Below are 17,490 nucleotides of genomic sequence, written 5' to 3' on the forward strand. Positions count from 1 at the left end.
TCCGTCAGGAGCGCGGCATGCGGGCGCCCGGTCTCGGCGGTGTCGACGGGCGCCTGGCCGCCGCAGTGGCCGGGCTGCTGTCGAACATGCCGTGGATCGCGATGTCCTGGTCGGAGTCCGGCACGTTCGCCCGAGAGATGCGCGAGCTCACGAAGTCGGTCCGCTCGATCATCGCCCCGGACCCCGCTGTCGACCGGGGCACGCGTATCGGGCACTGCCCGGCGATGGATTCGTCCGGAACGCTGTGCGGTGCGGTGTTGTGGCTGCCCCGTGGTGAGAAGGCGCTGCGGTGCGAGTGGTGCGACACCTGTTACCCGCCCTACGTCTGGGGCCAGTTGAAGGCGTGGATGGCCGAGGACGCCCAGGGGTGTGATGCAGCGTGACATGCGTGTCGCCACCCCCCTTGACGCTTGTCGCCACCCCTGGTTACAGTTGTGGAGCAGGGGCCGCTTCCGGTACTAGGAGGGACGTGACTACGTGGAGAGAGCGCCATGACGAAGCCGTCCGTAAGCAGGAAGCCGCACAGCAGGCCTACCGGGAAGCGACCGACGAACGGGCCCAAGCCCTGATCGACGGCGAAACCGAACTCGGCAGCCAGGCAGCTGTAGCGAGAGAACTCGGGGTCACCCGAGCCGGAATCAGCAGGGCAATCAACGCCCTGAAGCAGAAACGGGTGTAGCTACACCCCCACAACTGAATACGGCCCAAGGCTGGGACGGGAATCCCAGCCAAGGGCCTGACCGAACTCCCTGATTCGACCAAGGAGACGGCTATGGCCGAGTTTGCCATGCCCGCGGCCACCACCGCGATGACCCCCGCGCAGCAGCTCAACGAGCGCTTCGCCACCATCTACGCCACCCACCTGCCGCGCATCACCGCGCTCGTCGGCAGCCGCATCATCAACGCCGAGGACAAGCACCTCACCGACGACCTCACCGCCGAAGCATTCACCCAGGTGTGGCTCCACCTCCACAAATGCGAGGCCACCACCGACGCCAAGGTCTTCAGCTGGGTCGCCACCATCGCCCGCCGCACCGTGGCCCACCACTTCCGCACCAAGAAGAACCTCATGGAGCGGCCCACCGACCTCGGCACCTGGCAGTACGCCAACCGCCCCCTGGACGCCGCCGGCGCCTACTACACCCCGTCCGCCAGCGGCTTCCGCACCGCCGCCATCAGCAACGGCGACTCCGACCCGGACATGGACGAGGCCCTGCGCCGCGCCCGCCAGAACGGCGGCGCCCAGTGAACGACCTCCGCGCCCTCCTCGACGCCGTCCTCGACGCGATCGACATCCCCTCCCCGACGGACGCCGCCGACCTGAACCAGTTCCGAGCCCTCCTCGACCGGCGGGCTGGCCTGGCCGTCATCACCGCCCGCGCCGTACTCGCCGAGCCCCCGGCCGACATCCAGTGGAACGTCGACTACCTCCGCCGCGTGCTGGCCGAGCACCCGCCCACCGGATACCGGCACCACGGACACACGGGGGCCGGCCGATGAGTGACGACCGCCCGACCGTGGCCCCGGAGCCCCGCCGTAACGCGGACGGTACGACGACCGTCACCACCCTGGACGCTGGCGACATTCGGCTGGTCTGCCCGCCCTGGTGTGTGGTGCAGCACGGCTACCGGCACGCGCCGGCGAAGTCGGAGATCACCCACCGGGGCGACTCGGAGTGGGCCCTGGCCGACACCCCCGAGCACGGCCCGACAAGCCTCGTCGAGGTGAGCCTGGTGCAGTGGCCGTTCAGCGACCGTACCCAGGTGTTCCTGGAGGTCGAGACGGACGACGGGCATCAGGAATTCGGCCCGACCGGTTCACGCCGGATCGCCGCCGCCCTCCGCACCCACGCCAACCAGATCGATGCCATGGCCGACCGGCTCATCAACATCCGGGCCGGTGACGACCAGTGAAGAAGGACCCGCTCCTGTGGGGAGCCCTGATTGCTGTCCTCGTCGTCCTGGCCTCCGCCGAGTACGACCTGGCCCGCGCCTGCGGCTTCGGCACCTACGTCGCCGCCGGCGTCCCCGGCGCCCTCGACATCTATGCGGTCAAGGCGCTGCGGGCGAAGCGGGACGTGACCGCCGCAGTCATCGCCCTGATCCTGGTGAACGCCGCCAGCCACCTGGTGAGCTCCGGCATCCTCCCGGTGTCGTGGCCGCTCGTTGTCGCCGTGTCCGCGATTGCCCCGCTCGTCCTGTGGCGCGTCCACCGGCTCAGTGAGGCACCGACCGTGGCAGAGACGGCCACGGTTGGTGAGCCGGAGCCGACGTCGGCCGAGGTGGATGACTACCTGGCCGAGCCGCCCGCACCGCAGCGGTACGGCGACCCGGTGGTCATCCGACCGACACCCGAGGTGGTACCCGACGGGGCCGAATTCCTCCCGATCGTCGCCCCCGACGTGACCACCACGGTGACCATCGAACGCGTCCCGGACCCACCCGCACAGGTGGTCACCCGGCCCGCGATCGAGACCGACTGGAAGATGCTCGACTGGTCATCTCTCGACACCGTCGATGACCACCACCGCCCGGCCGAACTGACCAGCATCCTGGCCGCCGCCGAGCCCCGCCAGGTGGTCACCGTCCCGGTCACCATCACCCCCACTGAGCTGCGGCGACAGGCCCGCAAGCTCAACCGGGAAGTGGTCACCGCCACGAACAAGCCGGTGACCATCGAGAGGCTCCGCGAGGAATACGGGCTGTCCCGCCGCGAAGCGACCGAGCTCCGCCGCGACATCGTCGGAAGCGGGCGGGCATGAGCGACCTCGAAAAGGCTGCGCAGGACGCCATCAACGCCGCCGCGAACTCGGAGCAGCTGGCCCTCATCACCGCCGTCCTGAAAGCGCAGCAGCTGGCCCAGCAGCCGGTCACCCCGCCGGCGCCCGTCGCGGCATCCCCCGGGGGTGCCGCGAAGTGGATCGGGATCGGGATCGGCGGGTCCGCGCTCCTCCTGGCGGTCGCCGTGTCCGCCATCGCAATCGCGATCTCCGCAGTGGCCCTGACCGTCTGTGTGCTGGTCCTGCGCTCGGTGTGGCAGGACGTCCGCCGGAAGGGCTGAACGGCTGCCCGCGGCGCCCGGAGTGAGACCGGGCGCCAAGGAGAGCCGGGACAGCCCCGGCCACAACCGAGAGGAACCGCCGCCATGAGCGCCCCCACCCCGCAGGAGATCGGCATCCACGCCCTGGCCAAGGCCGTGGAGTACGCCGACAAGGCCGACCTCTACGCCAACGCCACCTACAGCAGCGTCCAGCAGAACGCCGCACACATCGCGATCTACGGAGACCTGGCCACGGTCTACGCCGACATCGCCAAGGCCGCCGCACTCACCGCCGACAACGCCTGACCCGAGAGGAGAACACGATGCACGTCTACACCCCGGCCGAGAAGCGCACCCGCCGCAAGCTGGTCCGCGACGGCTCCCGTATGGCGCTGGCCGGCCTGAACCCCGAGGCCTCCAAGGAACGCCGCATCGACCGCATCGACGCCGCGGCCGCCGAGCGTGGGCAGCGGGAGCTCAACGCCCTGTACTCGGTGCGGGAGACGGACCGCCAGGCGGTCGCCGCCGCCAAGGCCGCGATGCGCACCGCGGCCCAGGAGGACCGGGCCGCCGCACGGCAGCGGGTCCGCGACGCCGAGCAGCAGCTGCGCCGGTCCGAAAAGGCCGTCGACAAGGCCGACCGCCAGTAGCTACACCACGGGGCGGCCGCACACCGGCCAAGGAAGTCCGGCCGCCCCGTGCCACCCGCCACTCTTCGAGCAGCAGGAGACACCAGCATGACGGACAGCACCGTTCGGCCGCTCAACGGGCACACCCTCACCAAGCTGACCCCCATTCCACCAGAAGCCCTCGACACCCATACTGACCAGGCGTTTCCGTCGTTCACCGAAGAGGGCACCGGCGGCCCCGCCCCGATCGCCCCGGCCGGGGAGCAGGTCAAACCGCCCGTGCCGCGTCTTCATGTGCGGACCGGGCGGGCCATCGGACAGCTGGCCCAACACGACCGCACCATCGCTGCGGGGCGCCTGGCCGTCCGCCACGGCGGGTACCTCGTCGGTGGGGCCCGCATCGTCACCCGCCGGGCATGGGACGGGCGCAGCGCAGCCCGGTACGAGCGGATGATCCGCGCCGCTGAAGCCGCGGGGAACCTCGATGAGGCCAAGGAGTGGGAGGAGCGCGGCCAGCAGTTCCGTGCCCAACGGCACCGTCGCCGCATGGAGCTCCTGACGTCCCCGCAGCACATCGCGAAGAGCGCCCTGTCCGGTACCGCCGTTGGCGCTGGCCTGCTCCTCGGCACAGGGGCGGCCCTGGCCGTCGCCAACGGTGACGTCGGTGACGTCCTGGTCCCGACCCTGTTCCTCATCGACACGATCCGGTGGGCCGTCATCATCGGCACCGTGGTCTGGGGCGTGGCGTCCATGCTCCTGCCGTGGGCGGTCCTCGGTGCCCTGTGGAGCGTCGGCCGGCACTCCCGGACCGCCCCCGACTGGGCACTTCCCGCGCATCAGCGGAGCAGCGACGGAACCGCGATCACCCCGTCCATCGTGGTCACCGCCATGCGGGACCTCGGTGTCGCCCCGCTGAAGAAGGCCATCAAGGAGATGGGCGACGTCGGCGCGCAGATGCTGTCCCCGATCACGATCGCCGGATGCGGTGTCGAAGTCGACGTTCACCTGCCGTCCGGGGTGTCCACCGAGGAGATCCAGAACCGGCGCAGGAAGCTCGCCGAGAACCTCAACCGGCACGAGCACGAGGTGTTCATCACCATCCCGCCGTCGCCGCGGACCGTGCGCCTGTGGATTGCCGAATCGGGCGCCCTGGACGAGCCGATCGGCCCGTCGCCGCTGGTCACCGACCCGGACACCACCGCCAACTACAAGACCGGGCGGGCCCCGTGGGGGCAGGACCTGCGCGGCGACGCCGCCCTGGTCAGCCTCTACCAGCGGATGATGCTGATCACCGGCCTGTCCAACCAGGGCAAGACCGCCTCACTCCGAGCGCTCGCCCTGTGGCTTGCGTTCGATCCCACAGTCGAGTTCCGCATCGCGGACCTCAAGGGCATTGGTGACTGGGGGATGTTCGAGGACCTGGCCGCCGTCCTCATCGAGGGCCCGACCGACGAGCACGTCATCGCGGCCACCGAGATGGTTGAGGGCGCGGTGCGGGAGATGAACCTGCGTCTGACCAACCCCGGCGGGCCCTGGCGGCCCTTGGTCGTCGTCGTCGACGAAGCACAGGTCGCATACGGGTCCGCTGCAGTCGGCGAAGACAAGATCCCATATGGCGGCGCGAGGAACACCTCCCGCTACTTCCGTGCCATCAAGGCCATTCACGACCAGGGCCGCGCAGTCGACGTCACCACGTGGGAGGGCACCCAGGACCCGACGAACGAGAACCTGCCGAAGCGGACCCGAGAGGGCAACCACATCCGCGGCTCCCTCGTCCTGGGCACCGAGTCGCAGGCGCGTATGGCTGTGGGTGACGCAGCCGTTGACGGCGGGGCGGCCCCGCACAAGCTTCGGCAGGGCCTGGACAAGGGCACCCTGGTCATCGCCGGGGACGGGCTCAAGCTCGCGGCGGGCCAGTCGTCCATCACCGTGCGCACCCACTTCATCGACGGCGACGCGGCGCAGGACATCGCCGACCGGGCGAAGGCCCACCGGGCCGCGGTCACCACGCGCGGTGCGGTATTCGCGCCGGCCGCGCCGGTTGACTGCCTTACCGACATCGTCAGCGTCATTGGCGACGAGCCGCGCATGAGGACGCAGGAGGTTCTCCAGGGCCTGGCCGAGCTGAACCCGGAGGCGTACAAGGGCTGGTCGTTCACCGACCTCAAGCAGTATCTGGAGCCGCTCGGGGCCGAGCCGTACAAGACGGACGGCAAGATGCACGTGAGCAAGGAGCGCCTCCTGTCCGCCCTCCTGAAGCGCTCGGCGGACGCCGACGAGTAGAGGGAGGCCGCCTGAGGGAAGGGAGTTCTCCCTTCCGACCTCCCTGCCCCCTGGAACCGGCCTTGATCAGCGAAAACGCGATCTTAGGGAGGCAGGGAGGTGGTGTGCCCCCGACGCTGCCGAGAAGGCCCTCAGCGCCACTCTGGGGGCCCTCCGCATCCCTCCCTGCACTCGCGCGCGGCAGACTGGTTCCATGCAGCCTGAGCCGCTCCTCGTCGACATCTACGCCGCCGCCGCGTACACCGGCATCAAGCCTGGCACCCTCCGCGTCCGCCTCCACCGTGGGACGCTCACCCACCACGGCCACGACCGCGCCGGCCGCACCCTCATCGACCTCAACGAAGTCGCGCCACACCTCATGGTCAACGCAGCTTGACCAGCACGATCACCCGGTGTAACACTTCAGGGGCGTTCGGCATGCCCGCACGCACCAGACATACGTAGACCCCGACCTATCCCCTCCGGTCGGGGTCTTCGCCGTACAGCCACTCGGAGCGCGGGTGCGACAGCCTGATCTGCGAATCGGACACAAACGCGTCCAATAGGTTCCGGAAGTCATCCATGCGTTGATCTACCTCACGCTTCAACGCAGCGGCGTTCCCAGGCCCCCCAGCTCTTGCAACCGCCCAAGGCCACGAGGCATCCACGACCTTGGACAATGCGATGCGGACATCCGTCACCGCGTCCGCTTCCGAGGCCGAGACCCGCAGTCGAAGCACGTTCTCCTGAAAGACGCAGGCCTTCACTCCCTCGGTCAATGCGCCCATAGCTTCCTCTCGGGTGCCATACCCGAACTCGCGCAGATGCCGTGCCTCCCGACGGCCCGCATCAAGCAGGGCGACGAACTGCGCAATCAGCATGCGAGTCTGATTGAACTCCGCCACGACGGCTGCATACGCATCGACCTTGGCTTGCCAGATCGCCTCGTTCCGCTGCCCCGTCAACTGGAGCTTCACTCCGTCGACTGTGGCCTTCGCCTGCAGGCGGCCCGCCAGGTACCCCGCTGCCGCGCCAACCAACGCGCTGGCCGCTCCAATGCCTGCAGCCCAAACGGCTGCATCCCCCTGATCCATGCCGCCGCATTCTGCCAGTCTCAAGGCCCGTGACGGCGACCGGCATTCACTTGTTCCACATACGTGCCACACTTCCCCTTCACAGCCATCCTGGGGGGACCATGCGCACCACCACCACAGCCGTAATCGCGGCCGGCCTTCTCCTCACCACGCTCACCGCATGCAGCGGCAGCGACGACGACAAGGTCGCCAACAAACCCAGCAAGGTGCCCACCTTGTCCGCAGCAGACCGTGAAGCCGCGCGGGAAGCCGCTGGCCTCCCGCCGAAGCCCAACGCCACCGTGACCGCCGCGTACATCAAGGCCCTCGACGCCATCGACACGGACATCGTCCACGGCAAGACCGAGAAGGCCGTCGACCGCGGACTGAACACCTGCAGCTCGGTGAAGAGTTCACCCAAGGACCAGGCCAAGCTGATCGACCTGACGAACCAGCGGTTCACCAGCCCCACCCACCCGAACGGGCACGGCGCAGCAACGGCCGGGAAGATCCTGAAGGTCGTCCGCAAGAATCTCTGCCCCGACTTCTGACATGCGCATCCGGAGCGGCATAGCAGCAGTCGCTGTCACACTCGCGTTGGTCAGCTGCGGCGGCAACACCCCCGAAGAACCGGCGCCCCCCTACACGGTTTCTGAACGAACAGACTCAGATGCCTACGTGGACATTGAGGTGACCATCGACGTCAGGCGAAGGCTGCGCGATGTGTTCGACCAAGTCCTTGCCGACAACCCTGGCGAGGGTGGCTACTTCATCACCATGAAGTGCGGTGCTGACGGGCCGAACCACGGGCAGGCTCTTGCCTTTGGCCGGATGGCAGAGGACGCGGCGGGCGCCTCTGCGACAGGACTGCTGTCGGAAGGTATGTATCGCTTCGATCCGGTTCGTGGCGCAAGCTGCCCGTAACACGCCTCTCCCGAGCCCGGCCAGCACCAAGCAGGCCGGGCTCACGCATGCCCAGGAGGCGCACGTGAGCAGCACCTACCGCATCCTGTGCATGTCCCACGACCCGGCGACCGCCCACGGCGAGTGGAACAGGCCAGAGGATGCCGAAGCCGCCCTCGCAGCCGGTATTGACGGGCACCCGCACTGCGACCTTCTGGTCGGCCGCTACTCCTACCCCCTGGTAGAGGTTGGCTGCCCGCCTACCCGCGATCAGCCCGCCAAGCTCACCTGCGGCCACAACGCCACCATCTGGGTAGACGCTGGGTGGCTTCGCCTACTGGCCGTTGCCCAGCAGTCCAGTGATGCAGCAGTACAGGCTGCCACCAAGGGGCTGGGGTTGTGCTGGCCCATGAAGCGCATCCGCCGACTCGGTGATGAGCTCGGTGTCCCCAGGAGCTGACCATGCCCACACGTAAGGCCATGCAGGTCTGTCCAACGCCGGGGTGCCCCACCCTCATCCCCAGCGGCAGATGCCCCCCATGCCAGGCCCAGGCCACCCAGGCCCGCCCCGCATCCCGCAACGCAGGACGAGGCACACGCTGGATCAACGCCAGCACCACATACCTGCGCGATCACCCGTACTGCGAATGCGAACGGTGCGTCGCCCTGCCACCCCTGCAACGGGACCGGGCAACCGAGGTTGACCACATCGACGGGCTCGGACCGCTCGGACCACGCGGCTACGACCCGGCCAACTGGCAGGCGATGAGCAAACGGCATCACAGCGCGAAAACCGCACGAGAAACGTTCGGCCACTGACATCGACGTCACGCTGAGCGACACCGACCCAGGGGGGTGACCCCTCCGACCTGGGGGTTCCCAGACGCGGGGGAGGGCGCTCGAAGGTGCGCAGGGTTCAAAGGGTTCCAGTTGTCACGCAATGTGACGGCCGTCGGTGCTGCGCAACGCAGTGCGGAAGGAGATCGACATGCCCCGTGGTGGAGCTCGTGCAGTGTCCGGGCCGGCGCCGGATCCGCGGTCGCTGAAGAGCGCGGTGTCCATGGACAAGGGCGGATGGCGGACGCTGCCGGCCGAGGGCCGAGTCGGTGACCCGCCCGAGTGGCCGCTGACCGCACCGGCTGATCGTGAGCTGGACCTGTGGGACGACCTGTGGAAGAAGCCGCAGGCGGTGGTCTGGGAGGACATGGATCAGGCGTTGGAGGTGGCGCTGTTCGTGCGGACGTTGGCCGAGGCCGAGCGGGCGGACGCGCGCGTGGACGTGAAGAAGATGGTCCGGTCGTACCTGGACAGCCTCGGGTTGAGCGTGGCGGGCATGAACCGGAACCGGTGGAAGATCGCCCCGGCGATCGAGGAGCCAGCCGCCGCGGCGGCTCCTGCCGCGGCTCCGGTCCGGCGCCCGTCGGCCCGTGACCGGCTGAGGGTCGTGCCCAGTGGCGAAGGCGCCTGACGTCGGGGCCGAGTTCGTTGTCGACTTCCCCACCATGTGGATCGTGCCGGACTGGATCGAGGCGCATTGCCCGGTCCCGGACGGGTTCCGTGCCGGTGAGGACATGGAGCTGTACCCGTGGCAGTTGTGGTGCACGGTCAACCACTACCGCGTGAAGCCTGCGGCCACCGTCGGGCAGCTGGCGCCCGCGTTCCGGTACCGGCGGTCGCAGGTTGTGGCGCCGCAGAAGACGGGCAAGGGGCCGTGGTCGGCGACGATCGTTCTGGCAGAGGCGGCTGGCCCCGCCGTGTTCAACGGCTGGGCCAAGGGCGGGGAGCGGTACCGATGCTCTGACCACGGGTGCGGCTGCGGCTGGTGGTACGACTACCAGCCCGGCGAGCCGATGGGCGTCCCGTGGCCGACACCCCTGATCCAGCTGACCGCCACGTCCGAGGACCAGGTGGCGAACGTCTACCGGCCGCTGCGGTCGATGGTGAAGCGCGGCCCGCTGTCCGGGCTGATGCAGTCGGGCGAGGAGTTCACGCGGGTCGGTGACGACGGGCGTATCGACGTCGTCACGTCGTCGGCGCTGTCCCGTCTCGGTAACCCGATCGTCTTCGCCATGCAGGACGAGACTGGCCTGTACAACACGGCGAACAAGCTCCGGCGGGTGGCTGAGACACAGCGTCGTGGCGCGGCAGGCATGGGTGGCCGGTCGATGGAGACGACGAACGGGTGGGATCCGTCGGAGGATTCGGTGGCGCAGTCGACGTCCGAGGCGAAGGCGCGCGACATCTTCCGGTACCACCCGCAGGCTCCGCGGTCGCTGTCCTACGGCGACAAGCGGCAGCGCCGGAAGATCCACACCATCGTGTACGCCGGGTCGTCGCACGTCGACCTGGACGCGATCGAGGCCGAGGCCGCCGAGATCATGGAGAAGGACCCGGCGCAGGCCGAACGGTTCTTCGGGAACCGGTGCGTAGCGGGTAGCGCCGCGTGGCTGGACGGTGCGAAGTGGGCGGCCAAGGCGGCGCCGCGACGCATCAGGCCAGCGACACGGATTGTCCTCGGGTTCGACGGATCCGACTCGGATGACTGGACCGCGATCCGCGCAGAGACGATGGACGGTTACCAGTTCACGCCGCTGTACGGGCCGGATGATGCCCCGACGATCTGGAACCCGGCCGGCACCGGCGGACAGGTCCCGCGCGCCGAGGTGCGGGCAGCCATGGAGCAGGTGTTCCGCCGGTACGACGTGGTCCGCCTGTACGCGGATCCGCCGTACTGGGATACCGAGATCGACGACTGGGTCGACGAGTTCGGCGAGGAGCGGGTGATCCGGTGGCACACCCGGCGCATCGTCCAGATGCATGCCGCGTGCGAGCGCCTGAAGACCGACGTGATCAAGCAGGACGGAACGTTCCGGCACGACGGGTGCGAGATCACGCAGTCCCACATCGAGAACACCCGAGCGAAGGCACGCCCGATGGACCGGTACGTGCTGCGGAAGGCCAGCGACGTTCAGAAGATCGACGCCACGATCCCCAGCATCCTCGCCCATGAGGCGCTGGGCGACGTGATCGCGGCGGGCCTGGCCGAGCGCCAGGTGTCCTACTACTACGGCAGCTGAGGGAGGGCCCATGGCTACGGAGGGGCAGGCTCTCCAGCTGGTCGCGAAACTGGAGAACGAGCTGATCCGGCGGCGCGGCGACATCGACCGGCACAACAACTACTACCGCGGCGAGCAGCGGCTGAAGTTCGCGTCGGCCGAGTTCGCGAAGTTCCACGGCCACCGGTACAAGGACTTCTCCGACAACTGGACGCAGGTGGTGGCTGATTCCCCGGTGGAGCGGCTGACCGTCACTGGGTTCCAGGCCGACGGTGAACTGTCCGCTGACAGGGGCCTGTGGAAGGTGTGGCAGGTCAACGGCCTCGACGCCGATAGCCAGCTCGGGTTCCTCGGCGCAGTGACCGGGGCGCGCTCCTTCGTGCTGGTGTGGGGCAACCCTGACGACGAAGACACGCCGGTGGTCACGTTCGAGGACGCGTCCCAGTCGATTGTCGCCTACGAGCCCGGCTCTCGCCGTCTGCGCCGAGCAGCGCTGAAGCGGTGGCAGGACGGCAACCAGGACTACGCCACCCTCTACCTGAAGACCGAAGTGTGGAAGTTCTGCCGGCCGCTGGCGCAGCAGGACAAGTCCCCGCAGATGGCTGATGTCGATGAGGAGATGGACAGCTGGACGCCGCGGGATACGGGCGACGAGCCGAACCCGCAGCCGAACCCCATGGGCGTGGTGCCGATGGTGGAGCTCCCGAACAAGCCGATGCTGGTCGACGAGCCGATCTCGGACGTGGCCGGGGTGACGTCGATGCAGGACGCCATCAACCTGTTGTGGGCGCAGCTGTTCACCGCGTCCGACTACGCGTCGTTCCCGCAGCGTGTAGTCCTCGGCGCAGAGCGGCCGATGATCCCCAAGTTCAACTCGGACGGGGTGGTCGTCGGGCAGATTCCGATGGACCTCGACAAGTTCCAGGTCGACCGCACCGCGTGGATCACCGGCAAGGACGCCAAGATTGCCGAGTGGCAGGCCGCGAACCTGGCCGCGTACACCGAGATCATTGAGGTCGCCGTTGGTCACCTTGCCGCCCAGACCCGGACCCCACAGCACTACCTGATCGGGAAAATGGCGAACCTGTCCGCCGACGCGCTGCTTGCCGCGGAGACCGGGTTGGTGCAGCGGGTCGACGAAAAGAAATTGTGGTTCGGGCAGGGCCTGCGCGAGGTGGCTCGGCTGATTCTCCTGGCGCAGGGCAAGGAGGCAGAGGCCGACGCGATGCGGTCCGGCCGGGTGCTGTGGGCCGACTCGGAGTCGCGCTCGCACGCGCAGATGGCCGACGCGCTGCTGAAGCTCAAGCAGCTCGGGTTCCCGTTCGAGTGGCTGGCCCTGCGGTACGGGCTCACCCCGACCGAGGTCGGCGACGTCCTCAAGCAGCGCGAGCGGGAGATCGAGATGGACCCCGTCTCGGAGATCACCCGGCAACTCACGACCGGCGCCGCGCCCCTTCCCCAGCCCGGGGCCGAGGTGGAGCCCGAGCCTGAAGCCGAGGCTGCGGCGTGAGCCCGACCGCGTCCGCAGTCGCGCACGCCACCGCCCGCATCCGCCTCGCAGCGGCTGCCGCACGCGCGGCACGGGGTGCGTGGCGGAAGGTCGACCGGGACAACCCGGTGCCGTCCTGGGTCGCGCTCCTCGGCCCCGTCATCGCGGCGGTGGCCGGTGCGCAACTGGCGGCGGGGCAGGCTACCGAGCCGTGGCTGCTGCGGCTGCTCGGTCAGGACCCTGACCAGGCCGCGTCAGACCGCCTGGACCCGCTGTCGCTGGCCGGTATCACTGGGGACGGGACCCCGCTCGTTCAGGCGTTGCAGGTTCCGATGTGGACGGTGATGCGCCTCCTTGGCCAGGGCGTCCCGATTGCGCAGGCGATGGCGTCCGGGAACGCGCTCCTCGACCTCATGGTCCGTACCGCGGTCGCGGATGCGGGCCGTGCGGCGGACCAGGTCGGCATGGTCTCCCGCCCCGGGGTCACCTCGTACATCCGGGTGGTGGAGGCCGGGGCGTGCTCGCGGTGCATCGTCCTGGCGGGCAGGGAGTACGGAACGTCGTCCGGGTTCGCCCGGCATCCGCGCTGTCACTGCGGCATGGAGCCTGTGACGCGCGAGCACACACCGAAGGCGCAGGATCCGCAGCGGGTGTACGACGACATGTCGGCCGCCCAGCGGAAGAGCGCGTTCGGTGAGGCCGCGGTGAAAGCGATCGATGAGGGCGCCGACATCGGCATGGTCGTGAACGCCCGCCGCGGGATGGCCGCCGCCACCGTGTTCGGTCGGCAGGTGCAGGCCACGACCGAGAGCACCACGAAGCGCGGCCTCGCCGCCAAAGGGCTCCCCAAGGGATCACCCCGGCTGATGCCCGAGGAGATTTTCCGGCAGACCAGCGACCGCGACCACCAGATTCGGCTGTTGCGCCTGTACGGCTACCTGTTCTGACTGACCCGCTCGCGCGCAACGCGCGGGCCCGCCCCCGCAACGGGAGACACCCATGAACCGCAGCACCCTGCCTCGCCATGCCCGCGCACACACGTCCGGCTGGGCCCACCCCTACGCCGACCCGTTCACCCTGTACGCCGACGGTGGCGGCGAGGACGGGGACGAGGGCGACGAGCAGCCCGACGACAGCGGCGACGGGGATGACGCGGAGGAGAAGCCCGACGGCGAGGAGCCGGACGACGACGCAGGCGACGAACCGGATGGCGCCGACGCCCTCGGCGACAAGGGCAAGCGTGCCCTGGACTCCATGAAGGCCAAGCTGAAGACGGAGCGCGAGCGCCGTCGGACGGCCGAGGCCAAGCTGCAGGAGAAGCCGGCCGGGGACGGCGACGCTGACCAGATCCAGGCCAAGGCCGATGCCGCAGCAACTGCGCGCGCCAACACCCGGATCCTGCGGTCCGAGGTGCGGGCCGCGGCGGCCGGGAAGCTCATCAACCCCAAGGACGCCCTGGTCCACCTTGACCTCGATCAGTTCGAGGTCGACGAGGACGGCCAGGTCGACGAGGACGAGATCGCCGACGCGATCGAGGACCTCGTGAAGGAACGGCCCTACCTGGCAGCCGCAACGGCGAAGAGGTTCCAGGGCACTGGCGACGGCGGCGCAGCGCGCAAGGCGGGCCGGCCGAAGCAGCTCACCCGAGCAGACCTCAAAACCATGTCCGCCGAGGCGATCGACAAGGCCCGTGAAGACGGCCGGCTCGACGACCTCATGGACGGCAAGTAACCAGGAGGAATCCCCATGTCCGTGCGGAACTTCGTTCCCGAAATCTGGTCCTCGCGACTGCTCGTCGCGGTCCGGAAGAACCTCATCTACGCGGGCCCGACCGTCGTGAACCGCGACTACGAGGGCGACATCAGCGAAGCGGGTGACACCGTCCGCATCACTTCGGTGTCCCGGCCGGCCGTCGGTACCTACGTGCCCGGCACCACCGTCATCACGCCGGAGAAGCTCACCACCGGGCAGCGCACCCTCGTCGTCGACCAGTCGAAGTACTGGGCGTTCAGCATCGACGACGTGGACGCGCGGCAGGCCAAGGGCGGCCTGGTCCCGCAGGCGATGTCCGAGGCTGCCTACGCGCTCGCGGACACCGTCGACCAGTACGTGGCCGGGATGTACACGCAGATCCAGACCGGCAACTTCCTGAACGTGCAGGGCTCGCCCATCGACACGTACACCACGCCGACGGATGCCTACGACAAGGTCCTTGTGCCGCTGCGGACCCGGCTCACGCGGGCGAACGTTCCGACGGCGGGCCGGTACGCGATCGTGTCCGCCGAGTTCTACGCCTCGCTGCTCCTCGACTCCCGGTTCATCAAGGTGAACGAGTCGGGCACCAGCGACGGCCTGCGCAACGGCATGGTCGGCCGCGCGGCCGGGTTCGACATCTACGAGTCGAACAACATCCCCAACCCGACCGGCGACACGCAGGTGGTCACCGCCGGGACGAACGCCGCGATCACGTTCGCCGAGCAGATCAACAAGACCGAGGCCTACCGCCCCGAGTCCTCGTTCTCCGACGCGGTGAAGGGCCTCGCCCTGTACGGCGCGAAGCTCGTCCGCCCGGACCACATGGCCGCCGCGTTCATCAACCCGACCGCCTGACCGAGGAGCCTGACTCATGGCAACCACACAGATCCCCTACTCCAACCTCGTGCCGAACGGGAACCTTGCCCAGCCCGCCGGTACCACGACAGTCGCCGCTCCGACGAACAACATGCAGATCAGCAACGCATTCCCGGAACTCACGGTGCTCCGCGTTGTGAACACTGGCGCGGAGCAGGACATCACTATCAAGGCCGGGGACATGCCGCCCGCGCTCGCGGCCGGGCAGGGCGACCTCGTCGTCACTGTCGCCGCGACGACCGGCGTGCAGCTCATCGGCCCGTTCGAGTCGGGCCGGTTCGTCCAGTCCGACGGGTCGATGCTCATCGAGGCCGAGACGACCGGCGCCACGATCGCCGCACTCCGAGTTCCGAGGAACACCTGACATGGCCGAGACGATCCACGTCCGCGGCGAGGGCGGGCACATCTTCGCGATGGACCTGCCCCTGCCCGAAGGCATCACAGACCGGTACGAGCGGGGCCTGCTCGTCCGCGTAAACGCCGACGGCTCCCCATATGCGGGCGCTCCTGCGGGCGGCCAGGAAGAGGACGGCACCACGCCGTCGAACGGCTCCGCTCTGACGGACGGCCGAACACCGCGCCCTGCGGTGAACGACACCAAGGCCGAGTGGATCGCCTACGTCGTGGGGCGCGGCCTGCTGCCCGCCGAGGACGCGGGCGCGCTCACGAAGGCCGACCTGATCGATCTGGTAGGTGCCTGATGGCGCTGGGCCGCTACACCGAGGTGGCCCGCGCGGCGAACGGTGACCTCATCCGTGCGGGTGAGGTCACCGTGCACGCCGCGGGCACGACCGATCTGGCGGAGCTGTGGCAGGACGACGCAGGGACCGTGCCGGCCCCGAACCCGGGGCTCACAGATCTGGCGTCCGGGGCGTGGTCGGCGGTGGCCGAGGCCGGCCTCTACGACCTCACGTACCCGGGCGGGCGGACCGTCCACAACGTCCCGATCGCCGCTGCCGCGTCCGGCGGTGCGGTGGTCGCGTGGGACGACATCACCGACAAGCCCACCACCTTCGCCCCGACGATCGGCGCGACCGCGTCGACCGCGGTCGCGGGCAACGACGCAAGGCTGACGGCCGGCCCTGCGGGCACAGCCACGGTCCGGGCCATCGGCTCGACCGCGACCACCGCGGCGGCGGGCAACCACACCCACACCGGGCTCCTCACCGGGTCGGCGGCCGCGGTCAACAACTCCGTGGCCACGGACGCCGCCGGGGTCGTGACCGACTTCAACGCCTTGCTGGCGGCGCTGCGCACGCGCGGCATCATCACCGGGGCCTGACCAGAAGGGGGCACGCTGTGGCGCTCGATCCGCTCGCAACTTTGGCCGACCTGGCCGCGCTTGGCATGACCGTCGAAGGCGACGAGACCACGATCGCTGAGCGATGTCTCGCCGTCGCCTCGGCCGCGGTCCGGGAGGCGGCCGGGTCCCCGATCTCCGAGACGACATCCACCGTGATCCTGGAGGGCGAGGCGGACCAGCGGCTGCGGCTGCCCGGTCCACCGATCCAGTCCGTTGCCGCGGTCGCCATCGACGGCGCGACGGCCACGGACTGGCGGCTGCGCACGGAACGGCTGTGGCGGTTCGCCGGGTGGACCGCCGCCGACGGCCCGTCCGAGGTGGAAGTTACCTACACGCACGGCCTGCCCGAGGCGCCGGACGACATCGTCGACCTGGTGTGCAGGATGGTGGCCGCCGCCATGACCGCGTACCGGTCGGAGGACGACGGGGCGGGGCTCGCCGCGGGCAACGTCACCTCGGAGCGGATCGGTGACTACGCCGTCACCTACGGCAGCAACGGACTCATCACCGAGATGGAGCTGCCGGACTACCTGCGCGAGCGCCTGGCCGCCCGGTTCGGTGGCGGCGCCGGTCTGGTCCGGTCGCGGTGAGGGGCCCGGGGCGGTTCCTGAACCGGCGGCTGAAGGTGTGGCGGCCGACGACCGTGCCGGACGGGTACGGCGGGCAGGAGACCACTCTGGTGCAGCAGCCCGGCACCGTCCGCGCCAAGGTCGACCAGCCGTCCAACGCCGATCAGCTGCTCGCCCAGCAGGCCGGGAGCAGGCACGACCACACCGTGTACCTCCTGCCGTCCGCCGACGTGCGCCGCGGCGACGAGCTACGCGGCACGGACCGGCTCGGCCAGGCCCAGACGCTGCGGGTCCTGGCCGTGGTGCAGCCGTCCACTCCCGTGTACTCCAAGGCCCCGTGCCAACTCATTCAGAAGGAGGGCGGGGCATGAGCAATACCGTCCCGGAGCGGCGGCCCCTGCCGGCTGATGCGCTGGAGTGCAGACAGAACGCCGAGCAGGCACTGACCGAACCGGCGCCCCTGAGCGCTTGCGCGTGGGCGCTCCTCGCAATCGCTGCCGAGCTCGGAGAGATCCGACGCTCGGTCAAGAAGTAGT

26 protein-coding genes and 1 pseudogene are annotated in these 17,490 nt (G+C 69.4%); 26 read left to right on the plus strand and 1 reads right to left on the minus strand.

All coding sequences use genetic code 11. From position 1 onward, the window contains the following. From ACIO3R_RS32195 to ACIO3R_RS32245, 11 genes and pseudogenes are all read left to right on the plus strand, one after another. A pseudogene (locus ACIO3R_RS32195) lies at positions 1-383 on the plus strand (hypothetical protein); the annotation flags it as partial. An 86-nt stretch (positions 384-469) separates the two neighbouring features. Further along, positions 470-679 carry a hypothetical protein gene (locus ACIO3R_RS32200; protein WP_402110544.1) on the plus strand — a complete coding sequence of 70 codons (210 nt, stop codon included), beginning with the start codon at positions 470-472 and terminating at the stop codon, positions 677-679. Positions 680-772: 93 nt separating this feature from the next. Further along, positions 773-1,249 (plus strand): RNA polymerase sigma factor, encoded by a 477-nt coding sequence (locus tag ACIO3R_RS32205; protein ID WP_402110545.1) that lies wholly within the window; start codon positions 773-775, stop codon positions 1,247-1,249. After that, complete coding sequence (locus ACIO3R_RS32210; protein ID WP_402110546.1) at positions 1,246-1,500, plus strand: hypothetical protein; 255 nt, start codon at positions 1,246-1,248, stop codon at positions 1,498-1,500. Before ACIO3R_RS32205 ends, ACIO3R_RS32210 begins: the two co-directional genes overlap by 4 nt. After that, on the plus strand, positions 1,497-1,913 hold the full coding sequence (locus ACIO3R_RS32215; protein ID WP_402110547.1) for a DUF6907 domain-containing protein: 417 nt from the start codon (positions 1,497-1,499) through the stop codon (positions 1,911-1,913). The genes ACIO3R_RS32210 and ACIO3R_RS32215 overlap by 4 nt, the downstream gene beginning before the upstream one ends. Next, entirely contained in the window at positions 1,910-2,761 is an 852-nt protein-coding gene (locus ACIO3R_RS32220) for a hypothetical protein (protein WP_402110548.1), read from the plus strand. Before ACIO3R_RS32215 ends, ACIO3R_RS32220 begins: the two co-directional genes overlap by 4 nt. Next, entirely contained in the window at positions 2,758-3,060 is a 303-nt protein-coding gene (locus ACIO3R_RS32225) for a hypothetical protein (RefSeq protein WP_402110549.1), read from the plus strand. The genes ACIO3R_RS32220 and ACIO3R_RS32225 overlap by 4 nt, the downstream gene beginning before the upstream one ends. A gap of 84 nt (positions 3,061-3,144) precedes the next feature. Further along, positions 3,145-3,345: a hypothetical protein gene (locus ACIO3R_RS32230; RefSeq protein WP_402110550.1), complete on the plus strand. Its 201-nt coding sequence runs from the start codon at positions 3,145-3,147 to the stop codon at positions 3,343-3,345. A gap of 17 nt (positions 3,346-3,362) precedes the next feature. Then, a complete protein-coding gene (locus ACIO3R_RS32235) occupies positions 3,363-3,689 on the plus strand; it encodes a hypothetical protein (RefSeq protein ID WP_402110551.1) in 327 nt (108 codons plus the stop codon). An 87-nt stretch (positions 3,690-3,776) separates the two neighbouring features. Next, a complete protein-coding gene (locus ACIO3R_RS32240) occupies positions 3,777-5,951 on the plus strand; it encodes an ATP-binding protein (RefSeq protein ID WP_402110552.1) in 2,175 nt (724 codons plus the stop codon). A 193-nt stretch (positions 5,952-6,144) separates the two neighbouring features. Then, the gene (locus tag ACIO3R_RS32245; protein WP_402110554.1) at positions 6,145-6,327 is read left to right on the plus strand and encodes a hypothetical protein; all 183 of its coding nucleotides are present in this window, start codon (positions 6,145-6,147) and stop codon (positions 6,325-6,327) included. Positions 6,328-6,403: 76 nt separating this feature from the next. On the opposite strand, the gene ACIO3R_RS32250 is transcribed toward ACIO3R_RS32245, so the two are convergent. Beyond that, entirely contained in the window at positions 6,404-7,024 is a 621-nt protein-coding gene (locus ACIO3R_RS32250; RefSeq protein WP_402110556.1) for a hypothetical protein, read from the minus strand. Positions 7,025-7,125: 101 nt separating this feature from the next. Between ACIO3R_RS32250 and ACIO3R_RS32255 the strand changes: the two genes are divergently transcribed. The 15 genes from ACIO3R_RS32255 (at position 7,126) to ACIO3R_RS32325 (ending at position 17,489) form a co-directional block, all read left to right on the plus strand. Continuing rightward, complete coding sequence (locus ACIO3R_RS32255; RefSeq protein WP_402110558.1) at positions 7,126-7,554, plus strand: hypothetical protein; 429 nt, start codon at positions 7,126-7,128, stop codon at positions 7,552-7,554. Positions 7,555-7,681: 127 nt separating this feature from the next. Next, positions 7,682-7,927, plus strand: a complete 246-nt coding sequence (locus ACIO3R_RS32260; RefSeq protein WP_402110560.1) for a hypothetical protein — start codon at positions 7,682-7,684, stop codon at positions 7,925-7,927. Between the two features lie 64 nt (positions 7,928-7,991). After that, entirely contained in the window at positions 7,992-8,366 is a 375-nt protein-coding gene (locus ACIO3R_RS32265; RefSeq protein ID WP_402110561.1) for a hypothetical protein, read from the plus strand. A 552-nt stretch (positions 8,367-8,918) separates the two neighbouring features. Further along, positions 8,919-9,374 carry a hypothetical protein gene (locus ACIO3R_RS32270; RefSeq protein WP_402110563.1) on the plus strand — a complete coding sequence of 152 codons (456 nt, stop codon included), beginning with the start codon at positions 8,919-8,921 and terminating at the stop codon, positions 9,372-9,374. After that, complete coding sequence (locus ACIO3R_RS32275; RefSeq protein WP_402110564.1) at positions 9,358-10,983, plus strand: hypothetical protein; 1,626 nt, start codon at positions 9,358-9,360, stop codon at positions 10,981-10,983. Before ACIO3R_RS32270 ends, ACIO3R_RS32275 begins: the two co-directional genes overlap by 17 nt. A gap of 10 nt (positions 10,984-10,993) precedes the next feature. Continuing rightward, positions 10,994-12,472 (plus strand): phage portal protein, encoded by a 1,479-nt coding sequence (locus tag ACIO3R_RS32280; protein WP_402110566.1) that lies wholly within the window; start codon positions 10,994-10,996, stop codon positions 12,470-12,472. After that, positions 12,469-13,398, plus strand: a complete 930-nt coding sequence (locus ACIO3R_RS32285; protein ID WP_402110568.1) for a hypothetical protein — start codon at positions 12,469-12,471, stop codon at positions 13,396-13,398. The genes ACIO3R_RS32280 and ACIO3R_RS32285 overlap by 4 nt, the downstream gene beginning before the upstream one ends. Before the next feature lie 52 nt (positions 13,399-13,450). Continuing rightward, on the plus strand, positions 13,451-14,182 hold the full coding sequence (locus ACIO3R_RS32290; protein WP_402110569.1) for a hypothetical protein: 732 nt from the start codon (positions 13,451-13,453) through the stop codon (positions 14,180-14,182). Between the two features lie 15 nt (positions 14,183-14,197). Continuing rightward, positions 14,198-15,061: a P22 phage major capsid protein family protein gene (locus ACIO3R_RS32295; protein ID WP_402110571.1), complete on the plus strand. Its 864-nt coding sequence runs from the start codon at positions 14,198-14,200 to the stop codon at positions 15,059-15,061. 16 nt (positions 15,062-15,077) lie between these two features. Further along, a complete protein-coding gene (locus ACIO3R_RS32300) occupies positions 15,078-15,446 on the plus strand; it encodes a hypothetical protein (protein ID WP_393332502.1) in 369 nt (122 codons plus the stop codon). A 1-nt stretch (position 15,447) separates the two neighbouring features. Further along, complete coding sequence (locus ACIO3R_RS32305; RefSeq protein WP_402110573.1) at positions 15,448-15,783, plus strand: hypothetical protein; 336 nt, start codon at positions 15,448-15,450, stop codon at positions 15,781-15,783. Next, on the plus strand, positions 15,783-16,364 hold the full coding sequence (locus ACIO3R_RS32310) for a hypothetical protein (protein ID WP_402110574.1): 582 nt from the start codon (positions 15,783-15,785) through the stop codon (positions 16,362-16,364). Before ACIO3R_RS32305 ends, ACIO3R_RS32310 begins: the two co-directional genes overlap by 1 nt. Positions 16,365-16,381: 17 nt before the next feature. After that, a complete protein-coding gene (locus tag ACIO3R_RS32315) occupies positions 16,382-16,975 on the plus strand; it encodes a hypothetical protein (protein WP_402110575.1) in 594 nt (197 codons plus the stop codon). Next, positions 16,972-17,325 carry a head-tail adaptor protein gene (locus tag ACIO3R_RS32320; RefSeq protein WP_402110576.1) on the plus strand — a complete coding sequence of 118 codons (354 nt, stop codon included), beginning with the start codon at positions 16,972-16,974 and terminating at the stop codon, positions 17,323-17,325. Before ACIO3R_RS32315 ends, ACIO3R_RS32320 begins: the two co-directional genes overlap by 4 nt. Further along, positions 17,322-17,489: a hypothetical protein gene (locus tag ACIO3R_RS32325; RefSeq protein ID WP_402110578.1), complete on the plus strand. Its 168-nt coding sequence runs from the start codon at positions 17,322-17,324 to the stop codon at positions 17,487-17,489. The genes ACIO3R_RS32320 and ACIO3R_RS32325 overlap by 4 nt, the downstream gene beginning before the upstream one ends. Position 17,490: the final 1 nt, after the last annotated feature.

The organism is Streptomyces sp. NPDC087428 (genome assembly GCF_044744085.1).
Taxonomy (GTDB): domain Bacteria; phylum Actinomycetota; class Actinomycetes; order Streptomycetales; family Streptomycetaceae; genus Streptomyces.

Bases quoted from the DNA above. Each gene is read 5' to 3' on its own strand.
- ACIO3R_RS32205 (WP_402110545.1), top strand. From the start codon at position 773: ATGGCCGAGTTTGCCATGCCCGCGGCCACCACCGCGATGACCCCCGCG.
- ACIO3R_RS32215 (WP_402110547.1), top strand. From the start codon at position 1,497: ATGAGTGACGACCGCCCGACCGTGGCCCCGGAGCCCCGCCGTAACGCG.
- ACIO3R_RS32225 (WP_402110549.1), top strand. From the start codon at position 2,758: ATGAGCGACCTCGAAAAGGCTGCGCAGGACGCCATCAACGCCGCCGCG.
- ACIO3R_RS32230 (WP_402110550.1), top strand. From the start codon at position 3,145: ATGAGCGCCCCCACCCCGCAGGAGATCGGCATCCACGCCCTGGCCAAG.
- ACIO3R_RS32235 (WP_402110551.1), top strand. From the start codon at position 3,363: ATGCACGTCTACACCCCGGCCGAGAAGCGCACCCGCCGCAAGCTGGTC.
- ACIO3R_RS32240 (WP_402110552.1), top strand. From the start codon at position 3,777: ATGACGGACAGCACCGTTCGGCCGCTCAACGGGCACACCCTCACCAAG.
- ACIO3R_RS32245 (WP_402110554.1), top strand. From the start codon at position 6,145: ATGCAGCCTGAGCCGCTCCTCGTCGACATCTACGCCGCCGCCGCGTAC.
- ACIO3R_RS32250 (WP_402110556.1), bottom strand. From the start codon at position 7,024: ATGGATCAGGGGGATGCAGCCGTTTGGGCTGCAGGCATTGGAGCGGCC.
- ACIO3R_RS32255 (WP_402110558.1), top strand. From the start codon at position 7,126: ATGCGCACCACCACCACAGCCGTAATCGCGGCCGGCCTTCTCCTCACC.
- ACIO3R_RS32280 (WP_402110566.1), top strand. From the start codon at position 10,994: ATGGCTACGGAGGGGCAGGCTCTCCAGCTGGTCGCGAAACTGGAGAAC.
- ACIO3R_RS32290 (WP_402110569.1), top strand. From the start codon at position 13,451: ATGAACCGCAGCACCCTGCCTCGCCATGCCCGCGCACACACGTCCGGC.
- ACIO3R_RS32295 (WP_402110571.1), top strand. From the start codon at position 14,198: ATGTCCGTGCGGAACTTCGTTCCCGAAATCTGGTCCTCGCGACTGCTC.
- ACIO3R_RS32300 (WP_393332502.1), top strand. From the start codon at position 15,078: ATGGCAACCACACAGATCCCCTACTCCAACCTCGTGCCGAACGGGAAC.
- ACIO3R_RS32305 (WP_402110573.1), top strand. From the start codon at position 15,448: ATGGCCGAGACGATCCACGTCCGCGGCGAGGGCGGGCACATCTTCGCG.
- ACIO3R_RS32310 (WP_402110574.1), top strand. From the start codon at position 15,783: ATGGCGCTGGGCCGCTACACCGAGGTGGCCCGCGCGGCGAACGGTGAC.
- ACIO3R_RS32325 (WP_402110578.1), top strand. From the start codon at position 17,322: ATGAGCAATACCGTCCCGGAGCGGCGGCCCCTGCCGGCTGATGCGCTG.